Here is a 24,427-nt window from a genome sequence, read left to right as displayed (position 1 = left end):
CATATTATACTAATTTCAACTTGCCTTTAACCGCGTAGAAAAGATAGGTTTTGATATTCTGATAGCCCATCTCTGAAAGCAATGTTTTGTAGCTATTTACCTGTTCGATGTGTTTGTCGCTTTCCTCTAAAGTAAATTTATAATCAAGAATGATTACTTCATCTGCATTGATCAAAACGCGATCGGGGCGGTGTAGTTTACCATTGGCATCGATGATATTTTTCTCAACAATGCTTTCGCTTGCTTTGCCTAAAATCGCTTGAAGTTCGGGATTATTCAATACCTCAAGTGCTGAACCAATTAGTTTTTGCTTTTCATCTTCTTTAATGATTCCCTGTAAAACCAGGTTGGTTGTATACACATCAACTTCTTTTTCAGTGCTTGCACTGGCCAGGATATCATGTAATAAAGAACCTTTTCTTCCTGATTTTTCGATGTTGAGCAAATGTTTCAGGTGTTTATCTTCTGAAGGAATATAAAGTTCTGATAAACGGGTAGTGGTTGGATAAGATTTTAAGTTAATGAAATTTGATTCTTCAACTTTATTTTCAGTGTTTACGTAATCAACAATTTCGTAAACTCCGTTTTCATCAAACTGCTCATCAAAAGTAAAATTTATCACATCGCCCATATTGGAGAGCTTTAATTCTTTTTTTGCCATCGTGGCGATGTACAAATAATCTTTAGCGCGGGTAGTTGCCACATACAGCATGTTTAAGGCATCCATATTATTGTACAACAGCTCTTCGTAATAGGCTTTTGCAATTGCCGAATCGGCTAAGGCCTCATTGTATTTAAGGGGAATGCCTTTTAGTTCTTTATAAACGGTTTCTTCAGAAGATACCCAAAAAGTGCCATTCGGTTTACCTTTAATTTCCCAGTTGCAAAAAGGGACGAATACTGCCCTGAAAGCGAGTCCTTTAGATTTATGTATGGTAATGATTTGTATGGCATCTGCACCTTCTGGAGAGGGTAGCGATTTTTTGATACCGTCTTCTTCCCACCAGGTCAAAAAAGATATGATACCTTTTTCGCCAAGTTTTCCTGCCGATGCGGTCAGGTCTCTAAAAGCCAACAGGTATGGGAGATTAGCGGTTAAGCTTTTTAAACCATAATTTTCGATTAAAATTTCTACCAGCTCAGGCAGAGGGAGCTGTAACCAACTTTGCCAGTTTTCGCATAATGCTACTGGTAAAACTGAAGTGAGTGTATGTAAAGGCTTGCTATTAAGATTCAAGTAATAATTGGCATCAATCTCTTTATCATGTAATGAATGATACAGCGCAATGCAATTGGCTTTATAAAGTGCAGTTTGGGTTTCTAAACCGATCAGTACTTTTAAAGTATTAATGATAAGCTGTATTGCTGAATTGTTGGAGATCAATAGCGCATCGCCCGATAAAACAGGTAAGTTATGGCCCATTAATTTTTTAACTGTTAATAAGGCCTCACTATTGGAGCGTACCAATATAGCGATATCTTTTAGCGCATACTGCTGCTCATCTTTGAGGTATTTTATTTCTTCAACAAGATCATCCAAAGCGATATCCCTGAAAACGGTTTCAGTAAAACGGGCTTCATTAGGCGCGTGGTCTTTTCCAAATTTTTTAATTTTGATGGTTCCGCCCTTCAAAGTGTTGGTGGCAAAATTTTGAGTCGAGCCACTGTAAATGTCTGTAATAATTTGTTGGTAATGTTGGTCTTGCCACCATTTGGAAATACTTTCAGGTTTGGTGGAAAGGTTTTCATTCAACTCATTCTGCAAAGTAAGGGGGATCGCTTTGTAAAGAAAATTGTTAAAAGTAATGACGTTCTCGGCACTTCTGTAGTTTTCTTCCAAACTTTCTTCTAATACATTTTCTGCACCAACATCAAGTTTAGCATGTTTGTGGAGGATATTCCAGTCGCCATTGCGCCATCGGTAAATCGATTGTTTGGTATCGCCAACTATAAGGTGATCAATCAAATCCTGACTGGGGGTAGCCATCGCATTTGTTAAAAGCGATTTAAAACTTCCCCACTGGCTGGTAGAGGTATCCTGAAATTCATCAAATAAGAAATTGCGGTAACGGTTGCCTACTTTTTCCCAGATGAATGAAGGATTATCGCCTGCATCTTCGGTAATTCCGGAAATCAGTTTTTGGGCATCGCTGATGAGTAGATTATCATTTTCGGCCCGGTATTCTTTCAGTAAGACTGCGATTTCCTGCATTAACCTTAAATAATAAAGGTTTTTGTTAAAAGCAACCGCCAAACTGTAATTTGGTAAATGTGTTAAATAATGCGTTTTTAATTTTTGAAGTATTGGATTAACTGTATCATATGCCTCTGGAAAACTTACGTTTTTTTGAAACCATTCCTCAGGTTGATCGATTAAATTGAAAAGAGGTTCTATCTTAGAAAAATCGCCCCTTGCAACCAAAATAATTTTGGCAAGTGCACTTCGCGATTTTCCTTTCAGGTGTTCTGTTTCTACACCGATTACATTTAATGCTTCATTGGCTTCGGTTGCCAGAGCAATCAATTCATCTTCGAAGTTTTTAATTTCTGATTTGGTAACACTGATGTATTTTTTAAAAAGTTCATCAACGTTTTCCAATCCAAGTGTACTTACCGCATCTTCGAAAATCTGAAACCGCTCAGAAAATATCTCTCCGATCAGATTATAAAGTTCGAATTTATAATTCCAGCTCTTGTTATCACTGATGCGTTCGATAGCCAGATCAATAATCCATTGTAAAAGCTGTTTATTATGGTCTAAAGCTTCATCTAGTTTATTTACAAGGTCATCCTTAACTTTATCATAATTCATTTCCAAATTATAATCGGCATTGAGGCCAAGCTCGAAAGCAAAACCACGGATTACCTTTTGCACAAAACCATCAATGGTACTCACCGAGAAGCGGCTGTAATCGTGCAGGATTTTACGGTAAATTTTATCTGCTTTAAATTGTAGTTCCTGTGCACTTAGTACCGGATAAGCTGTTAAAATCAATTTTCTGTAGTCCTCTATCTTTTGCGAAGGATTACCTTTTGCCAGTCCAAGCAGAACCTCCAGGATTCTGGTTTTCATTTCTTCAGTAGCTTTATTGGTAAAAGTTACTGCTAAAATTTCACGGTATTTATTTTCTCCACTAAAAAGCAGGGTAAGGTAATGTGCGGTAAGACTGAATGTTTTACCGGAACCTGCAGAGGCCTGAAGAATTTTAAGGGGTTGGGGCATATTTATTTCCTAATTTCCTCCTTTGGAGGTATGCTCGCAGAGCGGGTGTTTTAATTATTATTATGACGTTTATATATAATTAAGGATGATTAATTCTATATGCTTTAGTGATATACTCTTCCAATCCAACAATTACAAATTCCATATTGTTCATCACATCCTCAACAGTAATCCGATATACCTTTAGCCCCAACGAGATTAGATAATCTTCTCTTTTTTTATCATAATCCTGTTTTTCATCATGGCTAGAACCATCAATTTCTATTACTAAACCAAGTTTTTTAACGTAAAAATCGACTATATAATTGCCTATAATACGTTGCCTATCAAAATCTATTTTGTGAAAACGTTTTTTTGTTACCTGCATCCAAAAAAGAACTTCTGATAAATTACCAGCCTGCCGTAGTAATTTTGCTCTTTCTTTTAATCGGGGTTGGTAAGGTAAATCGGCTATTGGTGTTAGCTTTAATATTGTTCCATTGATTGCTATATCTTTTTGCAAAGTGCTTTTTAACACCCCGTCCTTCGGACACCCCTCTGGTAGAGGGGAATGCTGGATGCCTAAATTGGCAGGAGTGTTAGTTTTTCTTCGCATTTTTTTGGCTTTGGTTCATTCCCCTCCTTTGGAGGGGTGCTCGCAGAGCGGGGTGGTCAATACAATTCGCTAGCGTTTATTGCTGTAGTTCGTGAATTATTATTTTACCCTAACTTACAACAATTTAAATTTTTCCCGAAGTCATAATATCAACAATTTATCGGGATCAGGCTTTCTTACTTTTCCGTTTATTTAGTGTTTTATGACTGATTCTTGCCGGGCGTTCGGCCATTTCAATCGGAAGGCCAAGCAAATCGCGTATTACCACAGATGCACAAGCGCCGCCGAATGCTGCTGGTAAATAAGAAACTGTACCATAGGCCGAACGTTTAAAATTGCTTCCATCGGTCATAATCATTGAATTTTTGTCCATCTCTTCTGTTGAGAACACAGTTTTGATTTTGCTGGCATTGGCAAGTTTATTTAATCTTTTGCGTACATAACTGGCAAACACGCATTGATAAGTATCAGGCAACAGTGTAATTCTTAATCTAGTCGGATCCATTTTACCACCTGCGCCCATTGAGCTCACAATTGGTATATTTTTTTCTAAAGCGGTGCTGAGTAAGGTGATTTTTGGCATTACACTATCAATGCAATCCATAATGTAATCGAATTCTGATTCTAAAATTTCCCTGCATTTCTCGGGCGTTAGAAAAGTATTTACTACGTGGAGTTTTAATTCAGGATTTATAGCCAATAAACGTTCTTCCATAATTGCTGCTTTGCTCACGCCATGATTGGTTGCCAAAGCTGGCAGTTGCCTGTTGCGGTTGGTTGGATCAACAACATCGCCATCAACTATCGTCATTTCTCCGATTCCTGAGCGGCAGATAAATTCGGCCGCAAAAGAACCTACGCCACCTAAACCGATCACTAGAACGTGTTTAGATTGAAGTTTATCAATTCCGTCGTTTCCCACAAGTAGGGCAGAGCGTGAAAGCCAGGTAGTATCAGACATGTTAAATTTTATAAATTCCCTAATTTTTCAATTTCTTTCTTCATCTCATCCATTAATTGCTGTTCAGTAGGTAGATAAAGTTGATATTTACTTGCAATAATTGTTTTATTATTTTCAGGCAGAGATATTTTTACTACTGCATCATCTCTCCTTCAATGTGTATTCGTTTTTGTCTTGCCACAAAAGAGAAACCATTTCCTATTTCTAACAAAAAATCTTGCAGGTGGGTAATAATGGCGGATTCTAAATCCTTTTCATAATATGCTGTTTCTCTTTTTAGACCCAAAAATTCTAATACCATTGGGTCTTTGATAATCTGAGTTGGTTCAGAAGGCTGTTTTTCTGCTCTAGCTATAGCCAAAACAGATTCAATATCGTTACTTAAGAGCAACCTTTCAAACAGTTGACTATTTACCTGTCTTTCCAATTGTCTTGCCGACCAATTATTTTTTTCAGTTTCTGCGATGTAAAAATCTTTTTTGTCTTGATTATCAATGCTGATCAAGATTTTATAATGCGTCCAGCTGAATTGCGTCCGCAGTGCAGACGCAATTGGAAAAGTGCGGTAAAATTGCCTGTTCCGTTCTAATTGGCGAATAGAAAATCCTGTTCCAAATTGTGGTTGAAATTCATCAGAGATCGATTTTATAAGATATTCGCCATAATTAGCCCTATTTCTGCCATTCTGTTCTTCCTCAAAAATAACCTTACCAATTTGCCAATACATCAGCATTCTCTCCGTATCAACAGAACGTATTGCCCGTTCTTTTGAAGATGTAATGATGGATTGTATTTGTTGTATTAGCTCTTTTTTTAATTGCATTAATATTTAGTTCGAGGAGTGGTATTGATCTCTGTAATTGTGTTATAAGGAAATATATTTACTATTTTAAGGCCATAAGATTTAATGCTAAATTACTAAAAATGTTAGTTTAGTAAGGGGCTTATTAAATTTTATACACTTAACCTTTTCCAGTCGGTAAAAATACGAGCTTTAAGTTCATCAACTGTACATTTTTTTAAAATCGCAGCGGCACTGTAAATGTCTTTAATTGAAACATCAGCATCATCTGTTTCCAAAAAAAAGCTATCGGTACTTTGAATGAGTTTAGAAGCACCAGAATTCTCTTTTAATGCGGCTGTACCGAAAGAAAGTAAAAATCCTTTCGACAATAATTGTCTCCCGAATGCTTCGTTTTTATTAAAACCGTGAATAATCATGGGTACTTTTACACTTAACCGATCTTTAAGTGCAATCAACTCTGAAAAACATTTAACGCAATGCAAAATTAAGGGCTTATTAAGTTTTTCTGCCAATTCGATCTGTTTTTCCAATATTATGATCTGATTCTCCAACTTTTCGCCCCTCAACCGATCTAAACCGCACTCTCCAATCTGTTTAACATTTAATTGATTGGCTACCACAGTTAAATATTTCATTTGAAGTGCCAACTGATCAACCTTGGCAAACCATGGATGTAAACCTACTGAAATTGGCTTTGTTTTAGGCATGGCTAAAAAGATATCGCTGGTTAACGATAAACTTTGAATGCTGGTTACCCCCGGCTCAGTAGCGGCTTTATGGGTATGTATATCTAAAAAGTCCATTGCAAAACAAAGATATGAAAAATGGAAGATGGAGAACCAACGTAAATATGGCACTGAAAACTGTTAACCTTCTGTAAAGAATTTGCGAATAATCTATTGAAGCACTAGACTTTATTACTTTTGTTTATTATTTCAAAAAAACATGAAAAGATTAATCATTTTATTAACAGCCGTGTTGATTTCGACTGCAGCTTTTAGTCAGGCGAAAAAAGAAGGCGTTCATATTTATAACCCACAGGCAGATGCTAAAGCAGAAATTGCGGCGGCGGTTTCAAAAGCAGCCAAAGAAAATAAGCATGTTTTGTTGCAGGTTGGTGGCAACTGGTGCAGCTGGTGTATCGCATTTCACAACCTGGTTGACAGCACAGCAACCCTGAAAAATTACATTAATGATAACTTCGAAACCGTTTTGGTAAATTATAGCCCTGAAAATAAAAACGAGGCTGTTTTAGCCAGTTTAGGTTATCCTCAACGTTTTGGTTTCCCGGTATTTTTAATTTTAGATGGTAAAGGCAAAGTATTGCATATCGAAAATTCTTCATACTTAGAAACTGAAGAAGTAGCTGCAAATGGTAAAAAGAAAGTAGGGCATGACGTAAAGAAAATTACTTCATTTTTAAAAGGATGGACAACAACTGCAGTTAACCCAGAAACTTACAAAGCAAAAGCCAAATAAGCTTTATTGTAGATATCAAATGATAAAAGCCGTTCGGATGCAAATCAGAACGGCTTTCTTTTTAATCGTTTAGCTCATCATCTTCCAATTTATCATCAAGATTTAATTCATAAGAAGCTCTTGATGCCTCATCGGCTTGTTCCAGCAAATATTTATCATGTTCTATGTTGATATCATCGCCACTAATTTCGTTAATATTGTCTACCTCATCCTCTCTGCGTAGTGCATCATTCGGATCGTTCGAATAATTGTCGTCTTCTGGATCTATCATAACATTAAGTTTTAGTATAGATAATCGTTTTGAGGATGAAATTGTTTTAAAGAAAGGTAAAAATTGAAATACTAAAGGGATAGATTGATTAATCCCCCTTAGGCTCTATTTCAGTGGATAAAATATATAATAAAAATGCCGGATCATTCAATCATCCGGCATTAATTCTTTGCGTACCTGGTATCTTAGGGATTAATCTACATACCATCTCCAAATTTATAAAACGGAGCCACACCCACAGGTAATTTTCCTGTTGGTACCAATCTGTTATTGATTACAGCAGCAGCTGAAATCTGCATATAATCTTCTTTTTGATAAGCAACAACCAAACCTTTGCTATTTTCTAAACCAGCTAAGCCAGCAAGATTGTAAGGGTTGGCAAATAGCGCAAAAACTGCATTTTTAGCTGATAATTCTTTAATAAAGTTTTTTACCCCTGCATTTAGCGGCATGTTATTGGCTGGTCTTGACCTGCTGTCGTGGATTCCTACAATTACCTGATCAAAAGCACCGATTTCTCGGGCAATGTTCGATATCTGCGTAGCACTTGCATCTTTATCCAAAACATAATATACCGAGTTATAATAACCTTTCGAAATTTCTTTCTGGAAAGTGGTTACAGAAGGTACACCGATACTGATAATGGCTGTTCTTCTGATCGGAATAAGCCGTTTAATATAATCTTTACCCTTCAGCAAGGTAACCGATGCATTGGCAAGTTCCTGCACCAAAGCATTGCTGGCATTGCGGTTTACGGCGGCCACAACACCCTGGGTAACAATAGTATCCCTTTTGGCTAAACCTGCCCAGTATTTTGCAGTCAGTATTTTGCGCACACTTTGGTCTATTTCAGCCATACTAACACGGTCTTGTCTAACCGCTTTACGCACCAGCTTAATCGCTCTGTCGCTGTTTTCTGATAATTCTATAATATCATTACCAGCAATTATACCCATTAAATCAGCCTCACCATCTTTAAAATATTTCACCACACCCTTCATGTCCATTGCATCTGAAATAATTAAGCCTTTAAAGCCTAATTTTTGCTTTAAAATGCCAGTAACAATAGGTTTTGAAAGGGTTGATGGCAAATTTGGGGTTTTATCCAGCGAAGGGATATTCATGTGTGCAATCATCACACCTGATGCACCTTGTTTAATAAGTTCTTTAAATGGATACATTTCTAATGTATCCAATCGGGTAGCAGAAAAAGTAAGCTGTGGCAAATCGTAATGAGAATCCACATCGGTATCACCATGACCAGGGAAGTGCTTCAGGGTGGTTAATAAACCGCCATCCTGCATACCTTTCATATAGGCAGCCACTTTTGTAGCCACATTGTATTTGTTCTCTCCAAAAGACCGGTAGTTGATTACCGGATTTTTTGGGTTATTATTAATATCCGCATCAGGCGCCAAATTCATCTGCATCCCCATGCGTTTATAATCTTTGGCTACTTCAAGCCCCATTTTGTACAGCAACTCTTTATTTTGAATTGCGCCCAACGTCATTTGATAAGGATAAGAAATAGTGCTATCTAAACGCATGCCAAGGCCCCATTCACCATCATTCGCTACAATTAAAGGAACACGACTTAATTTTTGATAGGCATTAGTTGCCAAAACCTGCCGCCCAGGACCTCCCTGAAAAAAGATAACGCCACCTAATTGTTCTTTTTTGATCACCTGACCAACCGAATCGGTGTATTTTTTACCCAGGTTAGTATGGGCCCGCACAAAAAACATTTGCGCAATACGTTCTCTCCGGTTAAGTTTATTAAAAACAGAATCCACCCATTTTGGTTGGTTGGCCAATAGCTCTAAGTAGGTTTTTTGTTGTGCGCTTGCAGAAAATGCAGTACCGCAAAGGGCAATCAGTATAAAAAAATTTTTTCTCACGAGTTTTGTTGTATCAGCTGCTAAATTAATCATCTAAAGCCGAATTAAACAAAAACCAATCCAAGTAATTGATTTAATACAATATGTTGTAAACCCCGATGGCTTAAACATAAATTTTTAATGCAGTGCTATTTGTACATTCCCTTCCCGTCAATGAAATCGATAACCTTATCTGGCAGAAAAAACTGTACATTTTTCTTTTCTTTAATTGCTTTGCGGATAAAGGTTGATGAAATTTCCATCAACGGGGTTTGCGTAAAAGTAATGGATGGATGGTGCTCCCATTCGCTGGTATTTGCGCCAGGCCGTGGATAAACAAAAATTTGATAGTTTTTTAGCAATACCTCGTAATTTTTCCATTTTTTGAATGATACCAGGTTATCGGCTCCCATAATCAGCACAAATTCCTTTTCAGGGTATTTTTCGTGGAGGTAGGTTAAAGTATCGATGGTATACGATGGCTGAGGCAATGCAAATTCGATATCACTCACCCTGATATGTTCGGCATTTTCAGTGGCAAGTTTGGCCATTTCCAAACGGTCGTACATATTGGTTAAGCCGCTTTTATCCTTTAATGGGTTATGGGGCGAAACCACCAGCCACACTTCATCAAGCCCGGTATGGTTAGCCATATAATTTGCAATCACTAAATGCCCGGTATGGATAGGGTTATATGAACCGAAGAAAAGACCAGTCTTTGGTTTATAGTTTTCAGTTGACATTTTTCAGTTCGATATATTTAAAAAATGAAACAGTTAAGTAACACCGTATTTTTCTGGATTATTTATCATATGATTTAACAATTTTCCAACCTCGTCGCTTTGTGATGTTAAATCTTCATATCGCTCTTGATCAATATATTTACACGCTAATGCAAACTTTAACCAACCTTTGGTCTCGCTATTCTCCATGTCGCTATCCGAAAGCTTACTGATGAAATGAGCTCTATATCTTCGTTTTCTATAAGCTTCAATAAAACAAATATTTGTAGACCGTGAAGATCTTCTGATTTGATCAGTTAGCGCGTACATCTCACCTTTTGGAAAGGATTTACTGAGTTCGAAAATATTCATTGCCAACTCAAATGACTTTTTATAAACCAATAAATCAGGAAAATCGCCCATAAACTAATCTCGTATTTTATTGGAAAAGTATTTATACTACATAAACTGAAAATTGAAAGCTTTCAACTGCTAACTTTTTAAGAAATCTCCCACCAATTGCTCCGCTTCTGCACAGGCAGTAGCCAGATCATAATTTTTTAAAATTACATCAAACTTATCTGCGTAGAGTAATTCTTTTTCAGCTTTAATAAAACGTTCCTGCAATTTCTCTGCACTATCTGTTCCTCTTCCGCTTAAACGTTCTTTTAATACATCCAACGATGGTGGCTGAACAAAAATTGCCAGAGCATCATCTTCATATTTTCTTTTTAAACGGATACCACCTTCCACATCAATATCGAAGATTACGTGTTTGCCATCGTTCCAGATGCGCTCGATTTCTGAGCGTAAGGTGCCATAAAAAGTTCCGTTGTAAACTTCCTCAAACTCTACAAACTCCTGACGGGCAACTTTGTGTAAAAATTCTTCCTTACTGATAAAATAGTAATCGTTTTCATGTGTTTCGGCACCTCTTAGTTCGCGTGTTGTTGCAGAAATAGAAAAGCTCAGCTCAGGAAATTTCGTTAATAAATGATGTACTATAGTTGTTTTACCTGCTCCTGATGGTGCCGAAAATATGATTAATTTGCCTTGTTTCATTTTGTAAGCTGAAAGCAAAAAGCTAAAAGACCAAAGCAGCTTTTTGCTTAGTCTTTAGTCTTTCCGCTTATAATACGTTCAATAATTGTTCCTTTATTTTTTCTAATTCTTCTTTCATACCCACAACAAACTGTTGCATCTGGGCATCGTTAGCCTTGGCACCCATGGTATTAATTTCTCTTCCAATTTCCTGAGAAATAAAACCCATTTTTTTTCCGTTTGCTTCCTTGCTTGCCAAAGTTTGCAAGAAATAATCACAATGACTTTTTAACCGTGTTTTTTCTTCAGTAATGTCAATTTTATCAATATAATAGATCAGTTCCTGCTCAAAGCGGTTTTGGTCGATATTTACCTTACCTACGGCATCATCTAAAAATTGGGTAAATTTATCGCGGATTGCAGAAATCCTTTTAGGTTCCAATTCTTCTACAGATTTGAAATAAGAAAGAATGTTTTTGATCCTTAATGTTAAATCGGCCTTTAAAACAGCACCTTCATCCTCTCTAAATTTATTAAAATTAGCCAAAGCCTCCGTAAAAATCTGGTAAAGGTGGTTCCATTCATCCTCACTTACACTTTCTTCCTTGTAGCTGATCACATCGGGAAAAGTTAAGGCAGTTTGCAGCAAGTTGCTGCTCTCAGCACCCAATTCATTATTAACTGCAATAAGTTGCTTATAATAATGGCTTAATAATGCGGTATTGATGGTAGCACCTGTAACTTCACCATTGGTACGTTCTACATTGATGCTTAAACTTACCTTTCCGCGTTCAATATCTTTACTACAGATGTTGCGCAGGATCAGTTCTTTATCAGAAAAAGCTTTAGGATATTTTAAATTCAGCTCAAGAAATTTGCTGTTGAGCGATTTGATTTCGACACTATACTTTGCATTTGCATAATCGGCTGTTGCTAAGCCGTATCCTGTCATGGATTTTATCATGCGCAAAGGTAAGAAAAATTAGTGAAGAGTTTTTGGATGATGGTTTACTGTTTTCTAAGGATATTGATACACAAAAGTAAATTTTAATAAAAAAAATAACCTGGAATGATTTTTTCATCCCAGGTTATTGAATAATATTGAATTTATTTTCACTTTCACAAATTCCAATTAAACTTATTTTTCAGTTTATGAAACCTAACTGGCACTCGTAACCGCTTGTTTTTTTTAAAACTTTTGTGCCAATCTTAGATTACCTTTTTGCCATCGAAAGTAAATTATTTCAATCGCCTGTTGAGGCTAGTCTGTTCAACTGGCGTAGTTAAAAAATAGCTATTGCCCTAGCTACAATTTGCAACAAATTCCCAAGGGCCCCATTCTTCTGTTTCAGGTACTTGATTAGGGTTTACATACCACTTGTTTTTGTAAATTTTTCCTTTATAATAAACTTTTGTACCAGCGGTTGGGTAAGATTTAGTTGCATCATACGCAGCTATGCCACAGCCTCCTGTGCCGCCTGGTGGATTGGTAGGCGTTGTAGTTGGTGGAATTACAGGTGGTGTAACCGGCGGATTTATAGGTGTTGTTGGTTGGTTTTTATAATCAAAAGCATTGGCAAGAGCAGCCTCTTTGGTTTGCCCGTTTAAAATTTTGCCTGCCATGTTTAAATAAGTAACCCCGGTATAGTTCGTGTTTTTATTCGATAGTAAAGATAAGTTCCAGATCATTATCCCATCATTTTTGCCAGCCCTATTCTGTGAGCCTCCATCGTGAATATATTTAGCCAAATTGGCAACAAATTCTGGTGTATGTTCAAAATATGGTCCCCAAGGCTCACCTGGAACGTGCGTGCCATGTGCAAGTTTAAAGCCGTATTGGTTGGCATAATAGGCATAAGAATCATACATCAGGTTTCGGTTGGGTGCTGCCCCTGTATTGTAAGCCTGATAAGCAATAATATCCAGTTGATCACCAACAGCTTTCATTACAGGTATCATTGCGCCCGTAGATGAGAATCCAAATAAACTAATGCTTTTGGTTGGATCAGTAAAGCTGTACAGAAAATTATCTGTCTCGTTTGTTACCGCATTTCGTTTGCCATAGGCGAAGGGTGATTGAGGATCATCATTATTTAATCCACCCAAAGCACCAGCACCTGCAGGAGCGGTAGTAATAAGATAACCTTCCGATTTTGGCATCAGTTTTCTTGATTCCGAAATGTATTTAGTTAATCTGCCAACATTTAATGCATTGCCCGATTCGCTGAAGCTGGCATTTGGTTCAAATCCCAATCAATTCCCGCAAAACCAATATCGTCAATAAGGTCTTTAATGTGCTGATAATTGATGTTATCGAAGTTTTCTGAAGTATTCCAATAACTTTCGCCACCTATTGAAAGGATTACGCTGATGCCCTTCTGTTTTAAAATGCCAACTGCACGTTTTAGCATTAAACCACCATCTTTAGGATCTGGAGTTGAATAACATTCCAATCCAGTGTTAACAGTAGTAATATTATATGAACCTTTAATATAAGTAAGATTTGGTTTTGCAAATGCAAAAAAAACATGGGTTACACTTGATGGCAATGAAGTAAACGGACTTATCCCATCCTCATTGAGCCACCCTTCGCTCCAACTCGGATAATAGCCAATTGTGATCGGTTTATTTAAACTTGGATTGGTATTCGTATTTACAACAGCCTGTTTTTGCGGAATTTTTAAAGTTCCTTCCGGCGTTAAAGTTTCCAAATTGTCTTTTTTACAGGAAGCAAAAATGGAGAGAAGTACAGTTATGGCCATTAACGCCTTTTTTTTGGATAAAGTAAATTCTGTAGCCAGTGCGTGGCTAGTAGTGAATGATTTGTTCTTCATATTTTAAGTATTAGGTATACTCAAATGTAGTAATAATACTTCATTTTTGCCAATTCCTTTTACTTAACCTCTTTATAAATGCTATATATACCATTATTTCAGGTTTTCTACACAATTCATAATAGAACTCAATGGGATCATTAAATTAGTTTTAAATTAACTTGTCTTAAATAAAATGATCATCCTTTATAAGATCTATGCTGTTTTAATAGAGCCGGAGTAAATTGAGGATTGGATTTCAATTGCCCAAAGGAGAGGCATCATCCTAGCATGTGCTAAATAAAATCTACCGGTTGTTTTCTTATTGTTATTAACGTTTCTTTAACAGTTTACAAGGTTAACAAATGCTAATTTTACAAAAATATCTCACAGGTATGAAAGCATTTTTAACTACAATATCACTTTCATTACTATTGTTCTTTTTTCCTAAAAAAACGCTCGCTCAAAATACCTCAACCAAAGGCGTCATTATAGAAAAAGGAACCCAGCTCCGCATTGCGTTGGCCGTTATTACCAATATTAGCAACAAGCAGGCAGTAGGTAGTAACGATATGGGCCTCTTCGCAATTAAAGCTAAAATTGGCGATACCTTAGTAATCACAAAAAGGCATTTTAACAACATCATTGTGGTGGTGTCCAATGATCAGGATCTGGTTATTAACCTCGTTCGTGCTGATATGTTATTGGAGGATGTAACAATTAGAGCAGAAAACAAACAACAAAATTTGTCAGCTATTAGGTTAGCACACCAGAAGAAAACTTATTTTTATGGTAAAAAACGAAATCCGCTATATTATATGCGCTATCCTTTGGCTGCTGTAATGGAGCTTTTTAGCGCAGAGCGGAAAAATGCAAAACGTTTTGACCGTTATTATGAAAATGAAACGAAGGAATTGGAAATAGACCGGTTTTTTAACGTCAGGATTGTTAAAAATAATACAACATTTACGGGTAAGCAGATGGATAAGTTTATGTTGGATTACAGGCCGAAATATAAACAGATTAAAAACTGGACTAACTACGACGCTGTAGGCTATATTAAAAAATCAGCAAAGCAGTACCTAGATACTTTAACCAAGCCATTATAACGCACAATGAAGCATGTTAAGAATATTCTTTTATTCATCACCTTAGTTATAAGCTTAAATGCAAAAGCACAGAATTTTGTACTTAAAGGTGTGGTGATAGAAAAAGGATCTAATGTGCGGATAGCTTTTGCAGCTATTACCAATATCCGCAGTAAAATGGGGGCAACGAGTAACGATATCGGAATGTTTCAGTTAAATGCCCGGAACGGTGATACCCTGTTGATCCAAAAAAGAAATCTGACTGATCAAAAAATAGTGGTTAAAACAGACGATGATCTGGTAATCTATCTGGTTAGGGAAAGTACGATGCTAGAGGAGGTAACAGTTAAAGGACAAACTAAAAAGCAAGAGATGGAAGGTATAAAAAGAGATTTTAAAAGGAATGGTTCGTTTTTTGAAGGAAAACCACCGTTACTTTTGCTGAGTCCTTTTGGTGGTAGCCCATTAACATTTTTTTATGAGCTTTTTGGTAAAACACCGGCGAGGGCACGTAACTTTAACCGTTATTATAAAAAGGAATTGAGTTTGATTGAGGTGGATAAGTTTTTTAATAAAACCTTAGTCGCAAAAAATACAACTTTAACAGGAAAAGAGCTTGATAAATTTTTGCTCGATTATTACCCAACACGCAGCACAACCCTTAACTGGAATAACTATGATGCTGTTAAATACATCAAAGAATCGGCTAAGAAATATACCGATACTTTGAAACACAATAATTAATTACATAATGAAAAACTTCAAATTTGCCATCATACTATTCGTTCTAACCTCAATCTGCTTCGTTACACAGGCCCAGGATTTTATTGTGAAAGGCGTTGTAATCGAAAAAGGCTCAAATATCAGAATTGCCCTATCAGAAATTACAAATCTGCGTACCGGAATCGGTGTGGGTAGTAATGATATTGGTATGTTTCAACTTAAAGCAAAAATTGGTGATACGCTTCTCGTTATTAAAAGGGATTTGATCGACCAGCGTGTTGTGGTAAACAGTGAGAAAGATTTAGTAATTTATTTGGTTCGTGGAAGCACAACATTGGATGATGTAACCATTAGGGGCAATACCAAACAACAGGATCTTAATGAAATTAAAAGGGAGTTTAAAAATAAGGGCGTATACAACGGAGGCAAAACAACAGTTTTATCAGCAATATTTAGCCCGCTGAATGCATTGTATAATTTACTTGGTACTGACCCAAAAAATGCCCGAAGGTTTGGCCGGTACGCTGATAACGAAATTAAACAGTCGCAGATTGATGTATATTTCAACCAGAGCATCATTAAAAGCAATACCGACTTAAGAGGTGATACCCTGGAAAAATACATGCTAAACTGTCGCCCGGAGTTTGATAAAGCCCAATACTGGAACAGCTACGATTACATTAAATACATTAAAGAATCGTCGAAAAAATTTACGGATACGCTTGGGAAGGGGAAGTAATTTAGTTGGGAGTAGGGAGTTGTGAGTTAGGAGTAGAGCGTATTTGGTACAGCATGAAATCTGAAGCTTTTATTTAAAGCTGTAAAATCTGATCACATGGAGTAAAGAAACAAGCTTGCGTGTGGATTTTTAACGTTTCTGATTAGCTCATTTTATAATTCATGCTATGAACCAATGATTGCTAAACAATAAATTTAAATACTCAACGCTTCGCAGGCTTTTTCTGCCGCTAATTTTTCTGCATTTTTCTTGTTGTAATCTCTTCCGGTGCCCACTTTTTCACCTTCAACTACGGCGCTAATGGTAAATAGTTTGGCACTTTCACCTTCGCCATTTTCAGCCAGTTCGAACATCACATCTTTACCATGGCGTTGGCACCACTCAATAAGTTTACTCTTAAAATTGGTTTCTGTAAGCTCCAGGGTATGGATGTCGATATGTGGTTTTACAATTCTGCGGAGCAAAAACTCTTTGGTAAAGTTATAACCCTTATCCATATAAATGGCACCTACAATGGCTTCAAAAGCATCGCCCAACATCGAATTGTGTTTGGTTTGTATACTTACCGAACGCTGATCGAACTGGATAAGCTTATCAAAACCAATTTTTTTAGCCAATTGGTTTAAATTAGCCCTATTTACAATTTTTGAGCGCATTTCGGTTAAGAAACCTTCTTCTTTGTAGGGATAATGTTTAAAAAGCAATTCTGCAATTACTGAACCTAAAACAGCGTCGCCTAAAAATTCTAAGCGTTCGTTGCTACTTCTGCTGCCATTTTTTAAAACCTTTGCTACAGAGCGATGCCTGAACGCCATTTGATAAAGCGTAACATTGCCCGGAACAAAACCTAAAATGTTTTTCAGCTTTTTAACAAACTCCTTTTGAGGAGAAAGATAAAGTTTATATAATTTTAATATCGGCATTAAATAAATAACACAATTAACGGCTAATTAGCATATTTAACTAAGTTATCTATTTTTAATTAGCATACAAAATTATATAGCAGGGCTGTTTTAATTAATCTTCGAATTTCTTAAAAATAACAGAAGCATTATGGCCACCAAAACCGAACGTATTACTCAAAGCAGCTCTAACAGTACGTTTTTGCGCTTTATTAAAAGTAAAGTTCAATTTAGGGTCAAACGCAGGATCATCTGTAAAGTGATTGATTGTTGGAGGAACAATATCATTTTTAACAGAAAGAATTGCTGCAATAGCTTCAATAGCCCCGGCTGCACCTAAAAGGTGGCCAGTCATCGATTTGGTAGAACTGATGTTTAAACGGTAAGCATCTTCACCAAACAATGTACCAATGGCTTTGGTTTCACTAATATCACCAAGTGGTGTAGAAGTACCATGCACATTGATATAATCTATATCAGCAGTTGTTAAACCAGCATCTTTTAGTGCATTTGTCATTACCATTCTAGCGCCCAAACCTTCAGGATGTGGTGCAGTAATGTGATTAGCATCAGCACTCATTCCACCGCCAACAAGCTCTGCATAAATTTTTGCACCTCTTGCCTTTGCATGTTCAAGTTCTTCTAAAATAATGGTTCCTGCACCTTCACCAGCTACAAATCCATCACGGTCTTTATCAAAAGGACGTGATGCTGTTGCCGGATCTTCGTTTCGTGTTGATAATGCATGCATGGCGTTAAAACCACCCATACCTGCTTCATTGATAATGGCTTCTGAACCACCGCTGATGATTACATCGGCCATACCCAAACGGATATAGTTAAATGCATCAATCATTGCGTTAGTAGAGGAAGCACATGCCGAAACAGTTGCAAAATTTGGCCCACGTAAGCCATATTTGATTGAGATATGCCCAGGAGCGATATCAATAATCATTTTAGGAATAAAAAATGGATTGTATCTTGGCGTACCATCTCCTTTGGCGAAATTCGAAATTTCATCAAGGAAAGTTTTCAATCCACCTATGCCTGCGCCCCAGATAACTCCGATCCGGTTAGTATCTAATTTTTCAAAATCAAAACCACCATCCTTCACAGCCTCATCTGTTGCTACAAGAGCATATTGTACAAACGGATCAAGCTTGCGGGCTTCCTTTTTCTCCAAAAAATCTTCAGGATTAAAGTTTTTTACCTCACAAGCGAATTTGGTTTTAAACTTTTCAGTGTCAAAACCCTTAATAGGAGCAGCGCCACTCACCCCGTTAGTCAATCCTTCCCAAAAATCGGGAACATTATTGCCTATAGGAGTGAGCGCACCCAACCCTGTTACTACTACTCTTTTTAATTCCATTTATACTGAAAAAGCGTAATTCTATTTAACGTTTTTTTCCAAATAAGCAATCGCTTGACCAACTGTACCGATGGTTTCAGCCTGATCATCAGGAATAGCTACATTGAATTCTTTTTCAAATTCCATAATCAACTCTACGGTATCTAAAGAATCTGCACCTAAATCGTTGGTGAATGAAGCCTCTGGCGTAACTTCGCTTTCGTCAACACCTAGTTTTTCTACGATAATAGCCTTAACTCTTGAAGCAATATCAGACATAATTTTATAATTTAATGGTTAAATAATTCTGTGCAAAGAAAAATAAATTCTTACAATTTTCAAATGTTTTTATTTCGATACGTAATTTTGGTATCTCAATAACACAGCGAATATAGAATTAGTTTTTTAATTTCGTTCTGTAAATAATTTATTTCGCTTTGAATAGAACTTACCTAAAACTTACCTTAGACCTTGATTTTATACTGATTGCGATCACAGCACCCTTAAAAGACTATGTGCTTTGCCACAAAATTAATACCCGATTAAATACACAATTTGAGAAAATAGACGACCACGAAATATTTTTTAATATCGATGAACCTGCCTGGTCGTTCTCTAAATATTACTTTTTTGTAGAGCAGGGAGAGGTAGAATACTACTTAATTTGCAATAAAAGCAGCGATGGTTTCTTAATTCCGGAGATGAACAAAGTAGATTTTTTTATCATAATTAAAGAATTTATTGATAAGGAAGATTTGGATTATCTGATCAACGGATTGAATAAACTGCCTGATATACAGGTGGCTGCGAAGATTGATCCGACTAAGTTAAAGAGTAAGGAGAATTTGGTAATATAAAAATTATATACTTGGTGTATTAAATACACTATATTTGACGGTTACAAACAAAGAACAAAAGAACAAAATATATAAAATTTAATGCAGTTTGATTATTTTAGATAATAATTATGCTTTCTTAAACTGCATTGCTAAAATCAATTAATTAAATGAAACCTTTTCATTCGAGAACTAAAATTGTTGCCACGCTTGGGCCTGCGTCAGCAAAACCAGATGTATTATATAGTATGTTTAATGCAGGTTTAGATGTTTGCCGCCTAAACTTTTCGCACGGATCACAAGCAGATCACCAGGCGGTTTTGGATACCATCCGCGATTTAAACAAAAAATACGATTATAATGTGGGTATCCTTGCCGATTTACAAGGACCAAAAATTCGTATTGGTTTAGTAAAAGAAGGTGGTATTAACCTGATTAATGGCAAAACCACTGTAATTACCACCAGCGAATGCATTGGTAACGAAGAACGCATTTACATTACTTATCAAAACTTCCCTCAGGATGTTCAGGCAGGCGAAATTATCCTTTTGGATGATGGTAAACTGCAAATGAAAGTAATTTCTACCAATTTAAAAGATGAGGTGGTTTGCGAGATTGTTCACGGTGGTATTTTAACTTCAAGAAAAGGTGTAAACCTTCCAAATACTAAAGTTTCTATCCCTTCATTAACGCCTGAAGACCGTGAAAATTTAGAATTTGTTCTTGAAAATGATGTAGAATGGATCGGCTTATCTTTCGTACGTAAGGCAGAAGATATCATCGAACTTAAAAAAATAATTGCCGAACGCGGTAAAACTGCCCGTGTAATTGCTAAAATTGAAAAACCGGAAGCCATTGCAAATATCGATGAGATTATTGCAGTTACAGACGGTATTATGGTTGCCCGTGGCGATTTAGGTGTTGAATGTCCGATGGAAGAAGTTCCATTGTTACAGAAAATGATTGTTGCGAAATGTAGAGCAGCTTCTAAACCAGTGATTGTAGCAACACAAATGTTAGAAAGTATGATCACTACACCTCGCCCAACACGTGCTGAGGTGAATGATGTGGCTAACTCTGTTTTGGATGGTGCTGATGCTGTGATGTTAAGTGGAGAAACTTCGGTTGGAGAATTTCCATTGATCGTAATCGAAACCATGCAAAAAATTATTCAAAACATTGAGCAGAACAACTATCCGTTCAATCCTGATAAGTTTTTAAAACCAAAATCGCCATCTTTCTTAAGTGATGCAATTTGTGATTCAGCTTGTTTCTTAGCTAAACAAACCAATGCAGTAGGTATTGTTTCGATGACTTTAAGCGGGTACACTGCTTTCGAAATTTCAAGTCACCGCCCAGAAGCTTTAACCTTTATTTTTACCAGCAACAGGGCTTTATTAAATGCAGTGAGCTTACTTTGGGGCGTAAGGGGTTTCTTCTACGATAAGTGGGAAAGTACCGATAACACCATCATTGAGGTGAATGAATTCTTGAAGAGCAAAAAACTGGTTAAACAAGGCGATATCATCATCAATACAGCTGCTATCCCGATGGAAGCAAAAGGTAAAACCAATATGTTAAAAATTACAGTTGTTGACTAATTAAAAACAACCGTCGAAATATAAATGCTTCCTAAAACTGGGAAGCATTTTTTTTACTTGCTATTTTACACTTTTTATTGATCTTTTTAACGTTGATTATCAACAAAAAATATATTTTTGCAATCCATTCGGAGAGGTGTCAGAGTGGTCGATCGAGCACGCTTGGAAAGCGTGTGTACTGCAAGGTACCGCGGGTTCGAATCCCGCCCTCTCCGCCAAAATGGTTAAAATCCTATCAAAATCCCGGTAAGTTAAATGCTTATCGGGCTTTTTTGTGATCTGAAATGGTAAATAGTTTTCCATACCTGCAACATCACATCGTATTCTTTAAGGTAAATAAAATTGCATTGGTTTTAAGTTAATTGTGAGAAAGCCCGAATTAATTTGTTTGGTTCCTAGTATGCTCCTCTGCACCTTATGCCTAATTTGTATCACGATTAATACCTGTCATTTCCTAAAACAGTATTATTTTTATCGCAAGATTAACTAACATGATAAATAAATATTGGCTTACCGTAACGGCCTGTGCTTTGGCCATTACCGCAAATGCGCAGCAGAAAGCCCTAACAGTAAAAGATTACGAAAGGGCCGAAAGTTTTATGGCTTATAATACGGCAAAATACATCGATCACGCAAGTGTACAGCCAAATTGGTTGGATGGTGATAAATTTTGGTATAGCACTAAAACCGATGGTACAGAACAAACTTTTTTAGTAGATCCGGTAAAGAAAAGCAAAACCTTAACTACCGAATATAAAGGCGGTGCAATGCCATTCCGTAGAGGTGGAGGCCGCAATGAGGTTGTATCTCCCGACGGGAAAAAATCCATATTAATTAAAGATTATAACCTATTTGTTAAAGATATAGCTTCAGGAAAATTAACGCAATTAACAACCGATGGCGTTAAAGATTATGGTTATGCTACTGATAATGCAGGTTGGAAACATAGCGATGCCCCAATTTTGCGCTGGTCTCCTGATTCAAAAAAAATAGCCACTTTTCAACAAGATCAACGCAATTCATCTGATATGTATCTGGTAACCACCAATGTTGGTGCACCTGTGTTAAAAGCCTGGAAATATCCATTACCTGGCGATAAGCAGATTGCAACCATCCGTAGAGTGGTTGTTGATGTAGAAAACCCTAAAGTGGTTTCACTTAACATCCCTGCAGATCAGCATCGTGCTACGCTTAGCGATGATATTTCGAGCAGTGGTACTTTTGATGATATCGACTGGAAGGCAGATGGATCAGAAGTTGCTTTCGTATCGACTTCAAGAGACCATAAAAATGAAAAATTCCGTATTGCAAACGCAACTACAGGTGCTGTTAGAGAGGTTTTTGAAGAAACCGTAAAAACACAGTTCGAATCGGGTCAGGGTGCAATCAACTGGCGTTATCTTCCTGCTTCAAAGGAGATTATCTGGTATTCGGAAAGGGATAATTGGGGTCACCTTTATCTGTATGATGCCACAAATGGTAAAGTAAAAAATCAAATCACCAAAGGTGATTTTGTAATTACCCGATTGCTTAAAGTGGATGAAAAAACGCGTACACTTTATTTTATTGCAAACGGTCAGGATAAAATAAATCCATATTTTGGCCATTTTTACAAAATTGGCTTTGATGGCAAAAAGCTTACCGATTTAACACCAGAAACCGGAAATCATATCGTTTCATTCTCTCCATCAGAAAAATATTTTATCGACAGCTATTCACAGCCAAACGTACCAAATGTTACCTTATTTAAAAGTTTGGATGGAAAACTAATTACAGAATTAGAAAAAGCAGATGTTACCAGACTTGCCGCTACAGGCTGGAAAGCCCCAACTCCGGTTTCAGTTAAGGCAAAAGATGGTAAAACTGATATTTACGGGTTGGTTTTTACGCCAACTAAAATGGATGCCAATCAGAAATATCCGGTTATCGATTATATTTATCCAGGGCCACAGGGTGGCAGCGTAGGTAGCTGGGCTTTTTCAGCTTCAAGAGGCGATAATCAGGCTTTAGCCGAACTCGGCTTTATTGTGGTGGTAATTGAAGGTACCAGTAATCCAGACCGTTCTAAAAGTTTTCATGATATGAGCTATGGCAATATGGCCGAAAACACATTGCCTGATCAGATTTCGGCAATCAAACAGCTTGCGGCTAAATATCCAATTGATACCACTAAAGTTGGCATATGGGGCCATTCGGGTGGTGGCTTTGCTACTGCTACGGCAATGTTCCGTTATCCGGATTTCTTTAAAGTAGGAATTGCTGAATCTGGAAACCATGACAATAGAAACTACGAGGACGATTGGGGCGAACGTTACAATGGTTTAATAGAAAATGCTGATTACGAAGCACAGGCCAATCAGAATTATGCTAAATACCTGAAAGGAAAGCTAATGCTTGTGCATGGTATGATGGACGATAACGTGCCACCTTACAATACTTTATTGGTTGTAGAGGCATTGGAAAAGGCAAATAAATCTTTCGATCTGGTTATATTTCCAAATAGTGCGCATGGTTATGGAGCTTATTCACCTTATATGATGCGCCGCCGTTGGGATTATTTTGTACAACATCTTTTAGGTGCCGAACCACCTAAAGATTACCAGATGAAAGGCCCAACAGCAAGATAATTTTTAAGAGCAACTTTAACAGGTTGCTCTTTTTGTATCTTGTATTAAACAATGCGGGTATTTTAACAGTTTAATTTCAAAAAACAATTTCATGGGAAAAACAAGAGGTCAAAATAACGTAATTATAACCGGTACAACCGGAATGGTTGGCGAAGGTGTATTAATGAAATGCTTGGAAAATCCTGAAATTGATTCCATTTTGGTAGTAAACCGCAAACCATGTGGTTATGTACATCCAAAATTAAAGGAGATTATCCATTCTGATTTTTTTGAATTTTCAGCGATTGAGAATGAGCTTTCGGGTTACAATGCATGCTTTTTCTGCTTAGGAATTACATCAGTAGGCGTAGATAATGATACCTATTTTAAAATGACTTATATTTTAACGATGCATGTTGCTAAAACACTGAGCAGGCTCAATGAAGGTATGACTTTTTGTTACGTATCCGGAGGTGGAACCAACGCAAACGGAAGATTAAAATGGGCACAGGTAAAAGGAAAAACAGAGAATGATTTAATGGCATTGCCTTTTGAGCAGGTGTACAATTTCAGGCCCGGTTTTATTAAACCTTTGCCAAATCAAAAATATGCCCATAAGTTTTATAAATATATCAATTGGATGTTTCCTTTAGGGCGGGCTGTTTATCCAGATGGGTTTTGTACCATGGCTGAGCTTGGCCAGGCGATGATTAATACCTTAAGTCATAACAACCAAAGGAGAATTTTAGAAGGAAAGGATATTATTGCCCTTGCTAAAGAATAAGCCCAGGAGTAAT

The 24,427-nt window shown here is 36.9% G+C and carries 24 protein-coding genes and 1 tRNA gene; 9 read left to right on the top strand and 16 right to left on the bottom strand.

Annotation, left to right across the window (positions count from 1 at the left end; translation table 11 throughout):
• Positions 1 to 4: 4 nt before the first annotated feature.
• From ASE74_RS20505 to ASE74_RS20485, 5 genes are all read right to left on the bottom strand, one after another.
• Complete coding sequence (locus tag ASE74_RS20505) at positions 5 to 3,223, bottom strand: exodeoxyribonuclease V subunit beta (RefSeq protein ID WP_082458875.1); 3,219 nt, start codon at positions 3,221 to 3,223, stop codon at positions 5 to 7.
• Positions 3,224 to 3,302: 79 nt separating this feature from the next.
• Positions 3,303 to 3,725, bottom strand: a complete 423-nt coding sequence (locus tag ASE74_RS20500) for an endonuclease domain-containing protein (RefSeq protein WP_200912338.1) — start codon at positions 3,723 to 3,725, stop codon at positions 3,303 to 3,305.
• Positions 3,726 to 3,984: 259 nt separating this feature from the next.
• Positions 3,985 to 4,779: a ThiF family adenylyltransferase gene (locus tag ASE74_RS20495; protein ID WP_055913247.1), complete on the bottom strand. Its 795-nt coding sequence runs from the start codon at positions 4,777 to 4,779 to the stop codon at positions 3,985 to 3,987.
• Positions 4,780 to 4,912: 133 nt separating this feature from the next.
• Complete coding sequence (locus tag ASE74_RS20490) at positions 4,913 to 5,602, bottom strand: PDDEXK nuclease domain-containing protein (protein WP_235526180.1); 690 nt, start codon at positions 5,600 to 5,602, stop codon at positions 4,913 to 4,915.
• A gap of 131 nt (positions 5,603 to 5,733) precedes the next feature.
• A complete protein-coding gene (locus ASE74_RS20485) occupies positions 5,734 to 6,387 on the bottom strand; it encodes a TatD family hydrolase (protein ID WP_055913244.1) in 654 nt (217 codons plus the stop codon).
• Between the two features lie 142 nt (positions 6,388 to 6,529).
• On the opposite strand from ASE74_RS20485, the gene ASE74_RS20480 reads away from it, so the two are divergent.
• Positions 6,530 to 7,063: a thioredoxin family protein gene (locus ASE74_RS20480; protein WP_055913241.1), complete on the top strand. Its 534-nt coding sequence runs from the start codon at positions 6,530 to 6,532 to the stop codon at positions 7,061 to 7,063.
• A gap of 61 nt (positions 7,064 to 7,124) precedes the next feature.
• Here ASE74_RS20480 and ASE74_RS20475 read toward each other — a convergent pair whose 3' ends face one another.
• From ASE74_RS20475 to ASE74_RS20440, 8 genes are all read right to left on the bottom strand, one after another.
• Complete coding sequence (locus ASE74_RS20475) at positions 7,125 to 7,334, bottom strand: hypothetical protein (RefSeq protein ID WP_055913238.1); 210 nt, start codon at positions 7,332 to 7,334, stop codon at positions 7,125 to 7,127.
• Between the two features lie 197 nt (positions 7,335 to 7,531).
• On the bottom strand, positions 7,532 to 9,265 hold the full coding sequence (locus tag ASE74_RS20470) for a glycoside hydrolase family 3 protein (protein ID WP_055913235.1): 1,734 nt from the start codon (positions 9,263 to 9,265) through the stop codon (positions 7,532 to 7,534).
• Between the two features lie 95 nt (positions 9,266 to 9,360).
• Complete coding sequence (nadD, locus tag ASE74_RS20465) at positions 9,361 to 9,954, bottom strand: nicotinate (nicotinamide) nucleotide adenylyltransferase (protein ID WP_055913232.1); 594 nt, start codon at positions 9,952 to 9,954, stop codon at positions 9,361 to 9,363.
• A gap of 33 nt (positions 9,955 to 9,987) precedes the next feature.
• Positions 9,988 to 10,356 carry a four helix bundle protein gene (locus ASE74_RS20460; protein ID WP_055913229.1) on the bottom strand — a complete coding sequence of 123 codons (369 nt, stop codon included), beginning with the start codon at positions 10,354 to 10,356 and terminating at the stop codon, positions 9,988 to 9,990.
• Between the two features lie 69 nt (positions 10,357 to 10,425).
• Positions 10,426 to 10,995: a guanylate kinase gene (gene gmk, locus ASE74_RS20455; protein ID WP_055913226.1), complete on the bottom strand. Its 570-nt coding sequence runs from the start codon at positions 10,993 to 10,995 to the stop codon at positions 10,426 to 10,428.
• Positions 10,996 to 11,062: 67 nt separating this feature from the next.
• The gene (locus ASE74_RS20450) at positions 11,063 to 11,926 is read right to left on the bottom strand and encodes a YicC/YloC family endoribonuclease (protein ID WP_055913223.1); all 864 of its coding nucleotides are present in this window, start codon (positions 11,924 to 11,926) and stop codon (positions 11,063 to 11,065) included.
• A gap of 350 nt (positions 11,927 to 12,276) precedes the next feature.
• Positions 12,277 to 13,227 (bottom strand): hypothetical protein, encoded by a 951-nt coding sequence (locus tag ASE74_RS20445; RefSeq protein ID WP_235526179.1) that lies wholly within the window; start codon positions 13,225 to 13,227, stop codon positions 12,277 to 12,279.
• Positions 13,179 to 13,808: a glycosyl hydrolase family 18 protein gene (locus ASE74_RS20440; protein WP_055913217.1), complete on the bottom strand. Its 630-nt coding sequence runs from the start codon at positions 13,806 to 13,808 to the stop codon at positions 13,179 to 13,181. Before ASE74_RS20440 ends, ASE74_RS20445 begins: the two co-directional genes overlap by 49 nt.
• A 374-nt stretch (positions 13,809 to 14,182) precedes the next feature.
• On the opposite strand from ASE74_RS20440, the gene ASE74_RS20435 reads away from it, so the two are divergent.
• From ASE74_RS20435 to ASE74_RS20425, 3 genes are read left to right on the top strand one after another with little or no spacing between them, the layout of a single operon-like run.
• Positions 14,183 to 14,896 carry a hypothetical protein gene (locus ASE74_RS20435; RefSeq protein WP_055913214.1) on the top strand — a complete coding sequence of 238 codons (714 nt, stop codon included), beginning with the start codon at positions 14,183 to 14,185 and terminating at the stop codon, positions 14,894 to 14,896.
• A gap of 6 nt (positions 14,897 to 14,902) precedes the next feature.
• Complete coding sequence (locus tag ASE74_RS20430) at positions 14,903 to 15,619, top strand: hypothetical protein (protein WP_055913211.1); 717 nt, start codon at positions 14,903 to 14,905, stop codon at positions 15,617 to 15,619.
• A 7-nt stretch (positions 15,620 to 15,626) separates the two neighbouring features.
• The gene (locus ASE74_RS20425; RefSeq protein WP_082458873.1) at positions 15,627 to 16,337 is read left to right on the top strand and encodes a hypothetical protein; all 711 of its coding nucleotides are present in this window, start codon (positions 15,627 to 15,629) and stop codon (positions 16,335 to 16,337) included.
• Between the two features lie 194 nt (positions 16,338 to 16,531).
• Here the strand turns inward: ASE74_RS20425 and rnc are convergent, their stop codons facing one another.
• The 3 genes from rnc to ASE74_RS20410 form a co-directional block, all read right to left on the bottom strand.
• The gene (gene rnc / locus ASE74_RS20420) at positions 16,532 to 17,260 is read right to left on the bottom strand and encodes a ribonuclease III (protein WP_055913205.1); all 729 of its coding nucleotides are present in this window, start codon (positions 17,258 to 17,260) and stop codon (positions 16,532 to 16,534) included.
• Positions 17,261 to 17,354: 94 nt separating this feature from the next.
• On the bottom strand, positions 17,355 to 18,608 hold the full coding sequence (fabF, locus tag ASE74_RS20415) for a beta-ketoacyl-ACP synthase II (protein ID WP_055913201.1): 1,254 nt from the start codon (positions 18,606 to 18,608) through the stop codon (positions 17,355 to 17,357).
• A 21-nt stretch (positions 18,609 to 18,629) separates the two neighbouring features.
• A complete protein-coding gene (locus ASE74_RS20410; RefSeq protein WP_008508386.1) occupies positions 18,630 to 18,866 on the bottom strand; it encodes an acyl carrier protein in 237 nt (78 codons plus the stop codon).
• A gap of 158 nt (positions 18,867 to 19,024) precedes the next feature.
• Here ASE74_RS20410 and ASE74_RS20405 point away from each other — a divergent pair, with 158 nt between their 5' ends.
• The 5 genes from ASE74_RS20405 (at position 19,025) to ASE74_RS20385 (ending at position 24,414) form a co-directional block, all read left to right on the top strand.
• Positions 19,025 to 19,444 carry an IPExxxVDY family protein gene (locus tag ASE74_RS20405; protein ID WP_055913198.1) on the top strand — a complete coding sequence of 140 codons (420 nt, stop codon included), beginning with the start codon at positions 19,025 to 19,027 and terminating at the stop codon, positions 19,442 to 19,444.
• Positions 19,445 to 19,593: 149 nt separating this feature from the next.
• Positions 19,594 to 21,024, top strand: a complete 1,431-nt coding sequence (pyk, locus tag ASE74_RS20400) for a pyruvate kinase (protein WP_055913195.1) — start codon at positions 19,594 to 19,596, stop codon at positions 21,022 to 21,024.
• A gap of 130 nt (positions 21,025 to 21,154) precedes the next feature.
• Positions 21,155 to 21,242 (top strand) — tRNA-Ser (locus tag ASE74_RS20395).
• A gap of 273 nt (positions 21,243 to 21,515) precedes the next feature.
• Positions 21,516 to 23,651, top strand: coding sequence for a S9 family peptidase (locus ASE74_RS20390; RefSeq protein WP_055913192.1), 2,136 nt, complete (start codon positions 21,516 to 21,518; stop codon positions 23,649 to 23,651).
• 91 nt (positions 23,652 to 23,742) lie between these two features.
• On the top strand, positions 23,743 to 24,414 hold the full coding sequence (locus ASE74_RS20385; protein WP_055913189.1) for a hypothetical protein: 672 nt from the start codon (positions 23,743 to 23,745) through the stop codon (positions 24,412 to 24,414).
• The last annotated feature ends 13 nt before the right edge of the window (positions 24,415 to 24,427 follow it).

This window comes from Pedobacter sp. Leaf216 (assembly GCF_001421515.1).
GTDB lineage: Bacteria > Bacteroidota > Bacteroidia > Sphingobacteriales > Sphingobacteriaceae > Pedobacter.
The sequence above is the reverse complement of the archived record's forward strand: the minus strand, read 5'-3'. Positions and strand labels throughout refer to the sequence as shown.

What these genes read in the sequence shown, in the direction of transcription:
- ASE74_RS20470 (WP_055913235.1), bottom strand. Translation starts at nt 9,265, where the DNA reads ATGATTAATTTAGCAGCTGATACAACAAAACTCGTGAGAAAAAATTTT.
- nadD (WP_055913232.1), bottom strand. Translation starts at nt 9,954, where the DNA reads ATGTCAACTGAAAACTATAAACCAAAGACTGGTCTTTTCTTCGGTTCA.
- ASE74_RS20450 (WP_055913223.1), bottom strand. Translation starts at nt 11,926, where the DNA reads ATGACAGGATACGGCTTAGCAACAGCCGATTATGCAAATGCAAAGTAT.
- rnc (WP_055913205.1), bottom strand. Translation starts at nt 17,260, where the DNA reads ATGCCGATATTAAAATTATATAAACTTTATCTTTCTCCTCAAAAGGAG.
- ASE74_RS20475 (WP_055913238.1), bottom strand. Translation starts at nt 7,334, where the DNA reads ATGATAGATCCAGAAGACGACAATTATTCGAACGATCCGAATGATGCA.
- gmk (WP_055913226.1), bottom strand. Translation starts at nt 10,995, where the DNA reads ATGAAACAAGGCAAATTAATCATATTTTCGGCACCATCAGGAGCAGGT.
- ASE74_RS20505 (WP_082458875.1), bottom strand. Translation starts at nt 3,223, where the DNA reads ATGCCCCAACCCCTTAAAATTCTTCAGGCCTCTGCAGGTTCCGGTAAA.
- ASE74_RS20430 (WP_055913211.1), top strand. Translation starts at nt 14,903, where the DNA reads ATGAAGCATGTTAAGAATATTCTTTTATTCATCACCTTAGTTATAAGC.
- fabF (WP_055913201.1), bottom strand. Translation starts at nt 18,608, where the DNA reads ATGGAATTAAAAAGAGTAGTAGTAACAGGGTTGGGTGCGCTCACTCCT.
- ASE74_RS20495 (WP_055913247.1), bottom strand. Translation starts at nt 4,779, where the DNA reads ATGTCTGATACTACCTGGCTTTCACGCTCTGCCCTACTTGTGGGAAAC.
- ASE74_RS20440 (WP_055913217.1), bottom strand. Translation starts at nt 13,808, where the DNA reads ATGAAGAACAAATCATTCACTACTAGCCACGCACTGGCTACAGAATTT.
- ASE74_RS20435 (WP_055913214.1), top strand. Translation starts at nt 14,183, where the DNA reads ATGAAAGCATTTTTAACTACAATATCACTTTCATTACTATTGTTCTTT.
- ASE74_RS20410 (WP_008508386.1), bottom strand. Translation starts at nt 18,866, where the DNA reads ATGTCTGATATTGCTTCAAGAGTTAAGGCTATTATCGTAGAAAAACTA.
- ASE74_RS20460 (WP_055913229.1), bottom strand. Translation starts at nt 10,356, where the DNA reads ATGGGCGATTTTCCTGATTTATTGGTTTATAAAAAGTCATTTGAGTTG.
- ASE74_RS20385 (WP_055913189.1), top strand. Translation starts at nt 23,743, where the DNA reads ATGGGAAAAACAAGAGGTCAAAATAACGTAATTATAACCGGTACAACC.
- ASE74_RS20390 (WP_055913192.1), top strand. Translation starts at nt 21,516, where the DNA reads ATGATAAATAAATATTGGCTTACCGTAACGGCCTGTGCTTTGGCCATT.
- pyk (WP_055913195.1), top strand. Translation starts at nt 19,594, where the DNA reads ATGAAACCTTTTCATTCGAGAACTAAAATTGTTGCCACGCTTGGGCCT.
- ASE74_RS20425 (WP_082458873.1), top strand. Translation starts at nt 15,627, where the DNA reads ATGAAAAACTTCAAATTTGCCATCATACTATTCGTTCTAACCTCAATC.
- ASE74_RS20490 (WP_235526180.1), bottom strand. Translation starts at nt 5,602, where the DNA reads ATGCAATTAAAAAAAGAGCTAATACAACAAATACAATCCATCATTACA.
- ASE74_RS20480 (WP_055913241.1), top strand. Translation starts at nt 6,530, where the DNA reads ATGAAAAGATTAATCATTTTATTAACAGCCGTGTTGATTTCGACTGCA.
- ASE74_RS20485 (WP_055913244.1), bottom strand. Translation starts at nt 6,387, where the DNA reads ATGGACTTTTTAGATATACATACCCATAAAGCCGCTACTGAGCCGGGG.